Origin of the sequence: Clostridium sp. D5 (genome assembly GCF_000190355.1) — a bacterium.
Taxonomy (GTDB): Bacteria; Bacillota; Clostridia; order Lachnospirales; family Lachnospiraceae; genus Faecalicatena; species Faecalicatena fissicatena_A.
This window is the reverse complement of record NZ_GL870813.1, coordinates 313037-325627: the sequence shown is the minus strand read 5'-3', so window position 1 is coordinate 325627 and position 12591 is coordinate 313037. Positions and strand designations below refer to the sequence as shown.

At 44.8% G+C, this 12591-nt stretch carries 11 protein-coding genes; 2 read left to right on the top strand and 9 right to left on the bottom strand.

Translation table 11 applies throughout. The features are described from left to right. Window positions 1–155: 155 nt before the first annotated feature. From HMPREF0240_RS13265 to HMPREF0240_RS13255, 3 genes are all read right to left on the bottom strand, one after another. Window positions 156–596, bottom strand: coding sequence for an RbsD/FucU domain-containing protein (locus tag HMPREF0240_RS13265; protein WP_009003927.1), 441 nt, complete (start codon window positions 594–596; stop codon window positions 156–158). Between the two features lie 183 nt (window positions 597–779). After that, entirely contained in the window at window positions 780–2585 is a 1806-nt protein-coding gene (locus HMPREF0240_RS13260) for an L-fucose isomerase (protein WP_009003926.1), read from the bottom strand. A gap of 14 nt (window positions 2586–2599) precedes the next feature. Beyond that, window positions 2600–4084, bottom strand: coding sequence for a rhamnulokinase family protein (locus HMPREF0240_RS13255; protein WP_035313400.1), 1485 nt, complete (start codon window positions 4082–4084; stop codon window positions 2600–2602). A gap of 114 nt (window positions 4085–4198) precedes the next feature. On the opposite strand from HMPREF0240_RS13255, the gene HMPREF0240_RS13250 reads away from it, so the two are divergent. Further along, entirely contained in the window at window positions 4199–5044 is an 846-nt protein-coding gene (locus HMPREF0240_RS13250) for an AraC family transcriptional regulator (RefSeq protein WP_009003924.1), read from the top strand. 716 nt (window positions 5045–5760) lie between these two features. Here the strand turns inward: HMPREF0240_RS13250 and HMPREF0240_RS25210 are convergent. Beyond that, on the bottom strand, window positions 5761–5907 hold the full coding sequence (locus HMPREF0240_RS25210; protein WP_278245599.1) for a small, acid-soluble spore protein, alpha/beta type: 147 nt from the start codon (window positions 5905–5907) through the stop codon (window positions 5761–5763). On the opposite strand from HMPREF0240_RS25210, the gene HMPREF0240_RS25040 reads away from it, so the two are divergent. Beyond that, on the top strand, window positions 5842–6498 hold the full coding sequence (locus tag HMPREF0240_RS25040; RefSeq protein WP_278245601.1) for an AraC family transcriptional regulator: 657 nt from the start codon (window positions 5842–5844) through the stop codon (window positions 6496–6498). The two genes, HMPREF0240_RS25210 and HMPREF0240_RS25040, sit on opposite strands and share 66 nt — an antisense overlap. Before the next feature lie 311 nt (window positions 6499–6809). Here the strand turns inward: HMPREF0240_RS25040 and HMPREF0240_RS13240 are convergent, their stop codons facing one another. The 5 genes from HMPREF0240_RS13240 to HMPREF0240_RS13220 form a co-directional block, all read right to left on the bottom strand. Further along, window positions 6810–7664: a C39 family peptidase gene (locus HMPREF0240_RS13240; protein WP_035313398.1), complete on the bottom strand. Its 855-nt coding sequence runs from the start codon at window positions 7662–7664 to the stop codon at window positions 6810–6812. 536 nt (window positions 7665–8200) lie between these two features. Next, on the bottom strand, window positions 8201–8641 hold the full coding sequence (locus HMPREF0240_RS13235) for a hypothetical protein (protein WP_009003921.1): 441 nt from the start codon (window positions 8639–8641) through the stop codon (window positions 8201–8203). A 136-nt stretch (window positions 8642–8777) separates the two neighbouring features. Then, window positions 8778–9914 carry a substrate-binding domain-containing protein gene (locus HMPREF0240_RS13230; RefSeq protein WP_009003920.1) on the bottom strand — a complete coding sequence of 379 codons (1137 nt, stop codon included), beginning with the start codon at window positions 9912–9914 and terminating at the stop codon, window positions 8778–8780. 162 nt (window positions 9915–10076) lie between these two features. Then, complete coding sequence (locus HMPREF0240_RS13225; protein ID WP_009003919.1) at window positions 10077–11081, bottom strand: ABC transporter permease; 1005 nt, start codon at window positions 11079–11081, stop codon at window positions 10077–10079. Between the two features lie 13 nt (window positions 11082–11094). Next, window positions 11095–12591, bottom strand: a complete 1497-nt coding sequence (locus tag HMPREF0240_RS13220; RefSeq protein ID WP_009003918.1) for a sugar ABC transporter ATP-binding protein — start codon at window positions 12589–12591, stop codon at window positions 11095–11097.

Sequence of the window (12591 nt, the reverse complement as noted above, 5' to 3'; positions counted from 1 at the left end):
CCCAGCGCGTGAAGTCATCAAGACTTCACGTGATGTGGGCAGGCTGCCCCTGCTTTCCTTCTTTTTTACTTTACTCCTGCTTACAGCCGTAACCCGTTTCCAGCGGCCTCTATGTCCGGTTCCTGAGGCGTCCCCATACCCGGACCACCCCCGCTTTACTCCACAACGACCCCTTTTTGAAGCATAATATTTGCATAAAGTGCCTTCTCGCTTGTAGCGATAATAGCATAAGCAGTCTTAGCCTCATCATAGAATGCAAACCGCTCGATATTTCCCACTGCGTCCCCGCCTCTTTCATCGTATTTTGCAACGATCTCTTTATATGTATCCCAGATCGGAGTTTCTACATCATCTCCATCCATTACCTGCATCAGGTTTACCGGCTTCTCTACATATGTATCGAGAGGGAACACCTGAAGAATGGCATCCAGAATCTCCGGAACCCCATGTCCGTCACAGCGGATAACGATTGCGTCTTTTCCCATGGATTCTGCCGGGAAGTTTCCGTCAGAGATAACCAGTCTGTCGCTGTGTCCCATCTCACATAATACTTTTAATAACTCTGGTGATAAAATCTGTGGAATTCCTTTTAACATTGTTCATGTCCTCCTGTTTATTAGTGGGCCAGGCACTGCCTTTCCCATATATGCCAATACAAAGAGCGCCTGGTTGGCACAGGCACTCTTTGTCTGGTTTGTTAGGTATTGGTTTTAGGTGTTTTTTTGCAGGGCATGTGCTACGGTATGCCCTTGGGTATAAGGTATGATTGCTTAATGCAATTATCTGATTGATTTGTACATTGGGCCGTAAGCCTGGCAAGCTCTGAAATCCTGGCCCTCTTTGTCCTGTCCGAATGCATTCCATGAAGCAGGTCTGAAGATCTTCTCCTCAGGAACGTTGTGCATAGCTACCGGAATTCTCAGGATGGAGCAAAGTGTAATCAGGTCAGCGCCGATATGTCCGTAGCTGATTGCACCGTGGTTAGCACCCCAGTTGTTCATTACATCATAAGCAGTTGCAAAGTTTCCTTCTCCAGTTGTTCTTGGTGCGAACCATGTACATGGCCATGTGTAGTCTGTTCTCTTCCACAGAACGTCTGTTACTTCGTCCGGAAGTTTTACTGTCCATCCTTCAGCAATCTGAAGCATTGGTCCCAGGTTCTTCACAAGGTTCAGACGGATCATTGTTACAGGCATCTCAGCTTCTGTTACGAATCTGGATGAGTATCCGCCGCCTCTGAAATATCCGAAGTCCGCATAGTTCCATGTGGTTGCATTCATCATTGCTTCCTGGTCTTCTTCCGTAACATCATACCAAGGTTTCATGCATCCGTTTCCATCAGCATCTTTAGACTGTCCGTTTGCATCCAGGCAAGCTGCACCTGAGTTGATCAGATGGATAAATCCGCCTGCTTCTTTTGCGTGTCCTTCCAGTTCATATCCGCCTGTAGCTCTCTTAACAGCCTCAGGGCTCCAGTATGTACGTACATCAGCAAAAATCTGTGCTGAGTTTGTAAGCAGTTTGCTGAACAGCATTCCAAGCCCGTTCAGTACATCATTCTCTGTTGCAAGGATGTATGGCTCTCTTGCTCCGTTCCAGTCAAAGGAGGAATTCAGCATAGCCTCCGGGAAGTCACAGTTCGGGTAGAAGTCTGTCCACTGTCTCTGTCCCTGGAATCCAGCTGCCAGAGCGTTGTGCCCAACCATCTCTTCTTCTCTTCCTTCCGGCAGGTTCTCGTTTCCGTTCATCAGGTCTTTGATGATGCACATCATTTTTACTACGAATTCCCAATCAGCATCCTTTTCTTCAGGTTTTCTCTGAAGATCTTCGCGGTTCTTATCAAAGCCTTCTTTACATTTTTCTTTTGTCCATGCAAGAGCTTTCTGGAATTCAGCTTCATCGTAGATGCCTTCTGTCATACGGCGGATGATTTCCACCTCATCAACAGATTCAACACGCATTCCAAGGTATTCCTCGATAAATGCAGGATCAATGATAGATCCGCCGATTCCCATACAGATAGAACCGATCTGCAGATAAGATTTGCCTCTCATTGTTGCAGCAGCAACAGCGGCACGGCCGAATCTCAGTAATTTTTCTTTTACGTCACACGGAATATCTATGTCATCAGCTTCCTGAACGTCATGTCCATAGATGCCGAATGCCGGAAGACCTTTCTGTGCATGTGTAGCGAGTACAGATGCAAGATAAACAGCTCCTGGTCTTTCTGTTCCGTTGAATCCCCATACAGCCTTGATTGTCTGCGGATCCATATCCATTGTCTCTGCGCCGTAGCACCAGCAAGGTGTTACTGTCACAGTAATATCAACGCCTTCTTTTTTAAACTTATCTGCACAAGCAGCTGCTTCTGCAACACGTCCGATTGTCGTATCAGCGATTACTACTTTTACAGGCTCGCCGTTAGAATACTTTAAATTCTCTGTAAACAGTTTTGCAGCTGATTTAGCCATATTCATGGTCTGCTCTTCCAGAGATTCACGTACCTTCAATACACCTCTGCGTCCGTCGATAGTAGGTCTGATTCCGATTACTGGATAGTCCCCGATAAGTCTTGATTTTGCCATAGTTTGTTTCCTCCTTATTCTTGTATAATGGATTTAAATTTTTCATATGCTGCATTCCACTTTTCTTCATCCTGCGGAATGTACTCATATGTTTTTTCTGAATCTGCGATAATCTGCCTTGCCTCGTTCACATCTTTGATCTCACCAAGAGACATGAACTGTACGGCTATATTACCAAGCGCTGTAGCTTCCACCGGTCCCGCAATCACTTTGCGTCCGTTTGCTCCGGCAGTCATCTGGCAGAGCAGTTTGCTCTGGATACCGCCGCCGATCATATGGATGGTCGGATAGTGTTTGCCTATACATGATTCAATCTGTTCCAGAGCATATCTGTATTTCAGTGCAAGGCTCTGGTTGATGCAGCACATAATCTCGCCAACAGATTCCGGCACCTTCTGCCCTGTCTTTCTGCAGAACTCACGGATACGTTCCGGAATATTGCCGGCCGGTACGAATTCCGGTGCATCGGGATCAATAAAACTCTGGAACGGCTCTGCTTTCATAGCCATCTGTTCCAGTTCGCCAAAGGAGTATTCCTGGCCTTCGCGAATCCACTGTCTCCTGCTCTCCTGAGCAAGCCACAGTCCGATAATATTCTTCAGCAGTGTGGTTGTATCACCATAACCACCCTCATTGCTTACATTACATTCGAGGGATTTCTCCCCGATAACCGGAGCTTTCAGCTCGGTTCCAAACAGGCTCCATGTTCCGCAGCTGATGAACATGAAATCTTCTTCCTGTGTAGGTACTGCTACTACGGCGCTCTGTGTATCATGGCTGGCAACAGCGATTACCTTTGCCGGCTGAATTCCAAGTTCGCTGCAGATATCATCGCTCAATGTTCCTACAATCGTACCGCTTGGCACAATCTCCGGGAAAATGTCCTTCGGAATGCGAAGAGCATCCATGATCTTGTCAGACCACACCTTGTTCCTTGCGTCCATGAGCTGTGTGGTTGTTGCCATCGTATACTCCGCTTTTTTCTCCCCTGTAAGGAAATAGTTAAAGAGATCCGGAGTGAGTAACAGCTTGTCCGCTCTTTCCAGAATCCATGGCCTCTTCTCCACTAAGGAATAAAGCTGGAATACTGTATTGAAGTTTTCAAACTGATTGCCTGTCATATCATACAGTTCGTCTTTTGGAATTGCCTTGAACACTTCATCCTGCATGCCGAGTGTCCTGTCATCTCTATAATGCACAGCACTCTCAAGCAACACCCCATGCTCGTCCAGAAGGCCAAAATCAACCCCCCAGGTATCAATTCCGATACTCTCAAAGCCGCCTCTCTGCTTCGCCTTGATTATACCCTGTTTTATCTCAAAAAATTGTCTTAATGTGTCCCAGTACATCGTCTTGCCTATGATAACGGGATCATTTGAAAAACGGTAAACTTCTTCCATATGTATCTTTCCGTCTTCCAGTGTTGCCAGAATTGCACGTCCGCTGGACGCCCCAAAGTCAAATGCAAGAACCTGCTTCTTATCACTGCTCACACACATTCCTCCTTTCAAAGATTCGTTAATCTGTCATTAGTTACATTCTATCATTGTCTATCCAAAGATACTTGTGCTATAATGGTAAAAAATATAACAATATTCACATAAGGGAGAATTATGCAATATATCAACTACCGTGAAAGCTGGCAGCGGGGTACCGTCGACTTTCCGATCGAATACCATCATATAACCCCTGCACATCCACAGTATATCATGTCACTCCACTGGCATGTAGAATTTGAAATCATCCGTATATTAAAAGGAACCTTCCTGCTCTCCATTGACGAGCAGGAATTCGCGGTTTCCGCCGGCTCTTCCATCATAGTCCCGGCGGGCGCCCTGCACGCGGGAACCCCGGGAGAATGTACATACGAATGTATTGTCTTTGATATGAACATGCTCATGAACAAAAACGATCCCTGCCGCAAACTTATCCGCAAGATCATCGACCACGAGGTGGAACTTACCTATGTTTATCCGGAATCCTGTAACGATATCCACCAGATCGTCTGGGCCATGTTCGATGCCATGGCTTCCAGAAAGGAAGGATTCCAGCTAACCGTCCTCGGTGCTTTGTATCAGATGGCAGGTGCTGTATTCTCAGAAAAATATTACAACCCCATCCCTGTACAGCCTCCCAGAAACCACCGGCGTATTGTTCAGCTGAAGACTGCCCTGGAATTCATGGAGTCCTCCTATAATACACAGATTACACTGGAAGAGATGGCCGACAGCGTCAATATGTCCCCCAAGTATTTCTGCCGTTTCTTCCAGGAGATGACGCACCGCACACCGGTTGATTATCTCAACTACTACCGCATAGAGCGTGCCTGCTACCAGCTTCTTACCACAGACCAGTCCATCACTGAAGTTGCTTATAATTCCGGGTTTAACGATCTGAGTTACTTTATAAAAACCTTTAAAAAGTATAAAGGGACCACTCCCAAAAAATACCTGTGCTGATCAGATGGGGAGCGAGGGGTGGGGGCGCGTGCGGGAAGGGGGACGCCTGGCGCGGAACGGGACGAGGGGCAGACGGAAGCATATATCTGTCTGGAGTACTGGCCGCTTGGCTAAGCAGCAGTAAGAGGGAACACACAGAATCAGCCGGAACCAAACGCATTCACCGCCTACTCTGATGAGTAGACGGCTCAGGCGTTTTAAAAAGTTGCTTCGGAAGCAACTTTTTTCCGGCTGATTCTGTGTATTCCCTCTAACTGCTGCTAAGCTCGCTTTATGTACTTCAGACAGATATATGCTTCCGTCCGCCCCTCGTCCCGTTCCACGCCAGGCTGCTCGCATCCGGGCAGTAGGTTAAAGCTCGTTCTCCGGGGGGAGTCTCAGGGCGGGAGTCTCAGGGCGGGAGCGGCGGATGTGCACGGACTGTGCGGTTATTTTATCTGGTAAGATATGAATTTTTGTGGGTTGTAGCAAGAAGATTTTTTACTAACAAGATTCGGGGGTGGGGTGTTACGCCGAAATTCATTGTATAAATTGCACTAAAATTTGTTTTTAAACAGGTATTTAAATGGCTGTTTAAGTTGATTTATTGAGCAATTTCACATTGTCCATAAAACATACGCCCTTTTGGCACCCTAATCTAACAAAAATATAACACCTCTATGCAAAGCCATACCAAATTCATACCTACAAACAAGAAGAATGTTACGAAATTTTACTTATTTACCAGCCATCTGTCTTTCCTGCTGTTCGATCATTTTCTTAACCATATAACCGCCAAAGGCTGTGGAGTTTTGGATATTAATAACAAGACGTATACTCTGGATACCAACTCTGTTGTCCTCATAGACTGTGATATTCCGCACTCTTACCGGACAAAAAATGACACATGGGAGCTTTATTATCTGCGTTTTGCAGGCAGGGCGGCGGAAACTTACTATACCATGATTTCCGCCCCGGAATTCCGCGTACTGCATTTTAAAAGCACAGACAATATCCGTACGTGTATTGAGCACAACATCAACATTTCCTTTATAGCCGGTATCCGTTCCAGTTTCATTCAGAACAAGATTATTACCGATCTTCTGACTGACATCCTGTTAAATTGTAATGCTTCTGAAAAAAGGATAGATGAATCCACAAAAGATACCCTGAAGGCAGTAGACAATTATATTACAAAAAATTACCAAAATGCGATTTCTCTCGATGATATCGCAGAACATGTGCATTTAAATGTGAACTACCTCTCCAGGCTTTATAAGACGAATACAGGAACGACGATCCATGAGACGCTCCTGACCTTCCGGATTAACAAGGCAAAAGACCTGCTGATCAACACCGATATGAAAATTGCGGATATTGCAGAGCAGGTTGGCTTTCAATCTGCCAACACCTTTATACGGTGCTTCAAAAAACAAGTGCAGATGAATCCGCTCGCTTACAGGCAGTGCATGTAAGCCGAGCCCTAAAATGCAGCATTACTACTGCTTGTGCTGTACCCTCTTTCATATAGAAATACGCTCTGTAATTACCTGTATCATAACAAAGTGGGCAAGCCCACCTCAACTACTCATCCCCTCACTCATGAGGGGCCTGCACACTTTGGCGCCGCCGCGATGCCGCCCTGCGGCTATATACCTTATCGCGGCATGTGCATCCCCCAGAGGAATTTTCTATAACATAAAAAAGAAAGTGTAAGCCTGCCTGGATTTACACTTTCATTAATTCTAATCTTATGTAACAACTGAAAACCTATATTCTGTCAAAATTAATTTACCGAATAGACCCACATTGCTTTAATCTGATCTGCAATCTCTCCAAACACCCATTCTTTTTCCGTTCTGGTTATACTAAAAGGATCATTTATCCTGACATATCCCTCATGATAACCTGTCATAACAATAAAATGACCGTTCTGGGTGAAGTCACCCGGCCCCATACTGCAGATAATCGGATGTCCTGCTTCAAGCTCCGCCTTCAGCTGCTCTTCATCCAGCATTCCACCATAACAGTTCACGTTCCACTCCGCACCCGCAGTTTCCATAAATGTCCAATACGTATCATTCGCCTCGTCCACATAGTTGTGTTCCATCGAATATTGAGCCAGCTTCACCGGTGTAACAGAGGAATCCTGCGTAAGCCCTGCCACAACCATCGCCATACAGGTCGGGCCGCATCCGCTGACTGCGAGAATGCTTGTGCCGTAAGAAGCATATCCCCATCGTTCATCCCATTGAAGCAGATGCGGAATCTCTCCTGCTGTCAAATCTTTTTCTATATTATCCGCATATGCCTGATTTTTTTTCGTCCCGTAGTTATCTACAAATGTTATTGTTTCTTCATTTTTATCCAATAACCCAATTACATCCTCAGGATACCCCTTCTCTTCAGCATCTTTTTTCACCTGTTCCAGGGTCCGCTTTTTCGTAATAGTTTTGGTAGTATTCTTAACTTCTTTACTTTCTTTTGCCTGGACAGTATGATTAACAATTTCCTTAGTCTCTGGTTTAAGAGCTGCTGATACTATAAATACGATCATAAGCAGCAGTGCCGCTAATATTTGCTTTTGCCTGCGAACCTGCTTCTTACGCCTCGCCTTTATCTCCTGCTTCCTGTTTTCCATGTTATCTTTTCTCCAATTGTATGTCATTCACATTAATTTCGATTCTATGATTTCGGTTCTATCTTAACATAAAAGCTATTATAATTTAACAATTTCTTAAATATTTAACAATTTGTTAAAATTTCTTCTATGCAGGATTGATGCAGTTGAATACAACCAAACACATGGCATCTATCAGAAAATGGCAGGTGCTTTTCTTAGGTCTTTTTTAGGAAGGGGCTTGAATGTTTGTGGGAATATTATCAAGTTTCTGTTCGTAGGCTCAAGAACTTTGCTGCGCGCTTCCTTCATCCACACCATTACTGATACCAACTTGCGCTCCGCTACACTTTGCGGTAAATACCCGTGACTGGACTTTCACCAGCTAGATTAGTGCCATGCCTGGCACACTATAAAAAGAACGCCGAATGCATCGGCGTTCCTTATTCTATCTACATTCCTCTGAAGTCCGCACAACCTCTTTTATACATACCACACCTTTATGCCGAAAACTGACTAAAACAGGCCTCCCGCCTCTGTCTGACACATCAGGCCGCTTAGAAAATCCCAAAAATCTTCTCTCGGAATGATTGATATAATGTATCATAATCCGTATACTGAATGCTGCTCTCTTTAAAACTCTTTCCCCAGACCTGGCAGATTCCCTCTGCAATCAGACCTGAGTCATCCCCTGCCAGCCCCAAAACTGACGGAAAAACGTAGTAGATCATAAAGAAATTCAAATCTACCTGTGTGCGTGAATCAGGCTTTCCCTTCTTATTAGAAAAGTGATCATTTACTGCCTTCACCAGGCATTCCCCAATTTCCCTGGCAGCAGCTTCTTTGTCATCTGCCTGTCCAACATATTCTGCCATTTCATGAAAATAGTGTCCGTTCCTTTCACGAAATATCTCTGTATTTTCTTCGTAGGACTTTTTTTTCAGATGTTTCAGCATCTTTTCCTTATTATCAAAGACAGTTTCTATACCTTGAAGCATATATTTCCTCCTGCGCCCTTTCTTTCTGATCCAAATCTACTCCATTTCCTTTTTTCGGGATGCTTTTATAAAAAGGAACCGGGGCCCCCCGGTTCCTCCTTAATTATTACAGTTTATTCTGCTGTAACCTTATGAATTAGTCATAAAGGTTTGGAGAGATGTCAGCTTCTTCCATGTTTGTGGAATCATACCAGTAACCATCTGTCTCGATATCTTCAACTGTTTCACCCTGGCAGATCTTGTACAGTGTTTCGATAGATAATTTACCCTGCATCAGTGGAGACTGTGTAACTGCGCCAAGTAATGTGCCATCTTTAACAGCTGCTTTGATTGTTTTACCAGCATCGAATCCAGCTGCGATAATGTTTTTCTCAGGATCGCTTCCTAATACGCTCAGGTTCTGGTTTGCTGTCAGAACACCCTCTGCGGATACCTGGTTGGAACCGAACATAGCGATTGTATCGTCTTTGTTCATGATATTAGAAGCCTCTGTAGCACACAGCTCAACTGTTGTCTGAGCCGGCACTGCAACTTCGATGATAACGTCAGCTGATTTCTCATCGCCATTGTTTTCTACTTTACCTACAAAGTAGTCATTTCCTATAACTGCAACTTTCTTGCCGTCTTTTTCAGCCAGCTCTTTGAATCTGTTGATGAATCCAAGTCCACGCTCTGTGATATTAGCAGATGTTGCATCCTGGTTAACTTCTCCAACTCTGACCGGTTTCTTTGCATTCGCAATCTTGTCTTTTACTGTCTCATAAATATGATCAGCTGCGATAGCTCCTGCTGCGCCGTTGTTTGTTACAACTGTTGCGTATACAGATCCTTCCGGAGCGTCCGGCACACCTGAATCGAAACAAACTACAGGGATCTTTTTGTCAAGTGCTGACTGCAGAGAGTCCAGAACTGAATTCTGGTCACAAGCTGCAAGAGCGATACCATCCGGGTTTTTGTTGATAGCATTATTCAGCATGTTTACCTGGTCAGCAATATCAGACTCAGCGTTCGGTCCTGTTGTGTTCGTCTTAACGCCCAGTTCTTCCTCTGCCTGTTTGATTCCCTGAACAGCTGCCTGCCAGTATGATGACTGGAAGCTTTTAACTACAACTTCGAAGTTGTAATCTCCACCTTTATCAGAACCTTCTTTTGTATCCTCTGTCTTTGTGTCTGCTGATTTGTCGCTTGCTTCCTCTTTCTTGCCGCCACAGCCTGCAAGCAGTCCTGCTGCCATGCATCCACTAAGTAACACTGCCAAAACTTTCTTTTTCATAATTTTTGTCCTCCTGACATAAAATAGTTTTTTATAGTAACAGCCCCCTGCCGTCTCCAGTCCCCAACCGGTACCGGCACTGACTGCTATCTATCGTTCATAGGTTTACTGTTTAAACTTTCATTGTGGATCTTTTATTCATTATGCCTGATCTTTCATTCATTATGCCTGATCTTTTTTCCTCTTCAGGATATCTACAAGTACGGCCGCGATCAGTACAAGACCAGTAATAATCTGCTGCCAGTTTGCAGCCAGCCCGATGAACGGGAGCCCCGTCTTCAGCAGACAGATAACGAATACACCTGCCAGTGTTCCGGTGATACTTCCTGCACCGCCCGACATGGATACTCCGCCGATGATTGCTCCGCCGATTGCCTCCAGCTCAAATCCGGCACCGCTTCCCGGCTGAACCGTAGCAAAAATAGCTGAATAAGAAATTGCTGCCAGTCCTGCAAAGAACCCTGAGATTACATATGCAAAAATATGATAGAATTTTACATTAACTCCAGATAATCTGGTAGCTTCTTTGTTACTTCCGATCGCCAGTGTGTAGCGCCCGATCTTCGTGTGATTCAGGACAAACGTCATGATAATCACGATTATGATAATCCAAAGGAAACCGATCGGAATGTTCATACCGTTCATCTGTATCTTGAAGATACTTCTGAACCATCCTCCCTCAGTTCCTGCTGCCGGCCACGAAATTCCGACTCTTCCAACGATAATGGAACCAAGCCCCCGTGTAATCATACAGGTACAAAGCGTTGCCAGGAACGGCGGCAAATCCATCAGTGCCACGAGACATCCGTTCAGCACGCCGATTGCCATACCGAATACGATACTTGCAAGGATACCTGCCCATGTCGGCCAGCCCTGGAAAGTAATCAAGTACCCGCCTACCAGTGAGTAGCATATAAGACCTGTACCAATGGAAAGGTCAACACCTGCAGTCATCAGCGGGAATGCAACACCAATTGCCATCAAAGTAATATAATATGAATAGTCCAGTATACTTAGAAAAGTAGTATACTTTCTAAAGTTCGGGCTGAGTGCGCAGAAGAAGATAAATAAAGCAATTACAACCAGAAGAACGATGAATTTCTGTCCTCCCAATCGGTCAATTACCGACCTGTTCCTGCCAGCCGTTTTTGTTGTATTATTTGCCATTTTGTTTTCCTCCCTACTCTATCTCTCGTGTAGCCAGATTCATGATATTTTCCTGAGTTGCCTCGGAAATATCCAGCTCACCTGTCTTCCTGCCTTCACACATTACGACGATTCTGTCGCTCATTCGTAATATTTCCGTCATCTCAGAAGAAATCATTATAATGGCTTTTCCATCTGCTGCCAGCTTATTCATCAGCTTATAAATCTCGCTTTTGGCACCAACGTCGATACCTCTGGTAGGCTCATCAAATATCAGGATATCACAGTCTCTTGTCAGCCATTTTGCAATTACGACTTTCTGCTGATTACCACCTGACAGGTTCACCACAAGCTGATCTACATCCGGTGTCTTGGTTGCCAGTGATTCTACGTACTTCTCTGCAACCTCTTTCTCTTTCTTCTTATCTATAAAGATACCGCTCATGTAGTTTTCCAATGTTGCCATCGTTGTATTCTCGGCAACAGTCTTCTGTACTACGATTCCGTATCTCTTTCTGTCCTCTGACAGATAACCGATACCATTCTTAACGGCATCCTGCGGATTGTTGATTGTTACTTTACTGCCATTGATATAGATATTGCCGCTGTCGATCGGGTCCGCACCGAACAGCGCACGTGCCGTCTCTGTACGTCCTGCTCCCATCAGTCCTGAGAAACCAAGGATCTCACCCTTATGCAGTTCAAAACTTACATCCTGTACCATCTTGCCGGCATTCAGATTTTCTACCTTCAGGACTACCGGAGCATCCTTCGGCACCATGCTCTGGGTCTTAGGATCTTCATAAATAACACGGCCCACCATCATGTTGATGATATCATCTTTTGTACTGTCCTTTGTGATCAGAGTTCCTACATATGTACCATCTCTCATGACAGTAACTCTGTCTGTGATCACTTTAATCTCATCCATACGGTGTGAGATATAAACAATACCCATATTCTTTTCTCTCAGATCACGGATGATCTTGAACAGTTCCTGAATCTCCGTCTCGGTCAGTGCAGCCGAAGGCTCATCGAATACAATCACCTTCGCATCATGAGAAATTGCCTTTGCAATCTCACACATCTGCTGCTTCCCTACTGTAAGCCTGCTCATTGTCTCTCGCGGATCAATGTCAATGTTTAATCTCTGAAAAAGCTTTCTTGCCTCATCATTCATCTTCTTGTCATCGATGCGGATGCCCTTTTTGAACTCTCTTCCAATGAAGATGTTCTGCGCAACCGTCAGATGGCCCAGCATGTTCAGTTCCTGATGCACAATAACAATACCGGCATCCTGTGCTTCTTTTGTATTCGCAAATTCTACTTCTTTTCCTTCATATGTAATTGTACCGGAATCTTTTTTATAGATACCTGTCAGCACCTTCATCAGTGTAGACTTACCGGCACCGTTCTCTCCCATCAGCGCAAGGACTTCACCTTTTCTGACTTCCAGGTCTACGTGGTCCAGCGCATGAACACCTGGGAAAGATTTATCAATATCTTTCATCGTTAATATAACTTCGCCCAT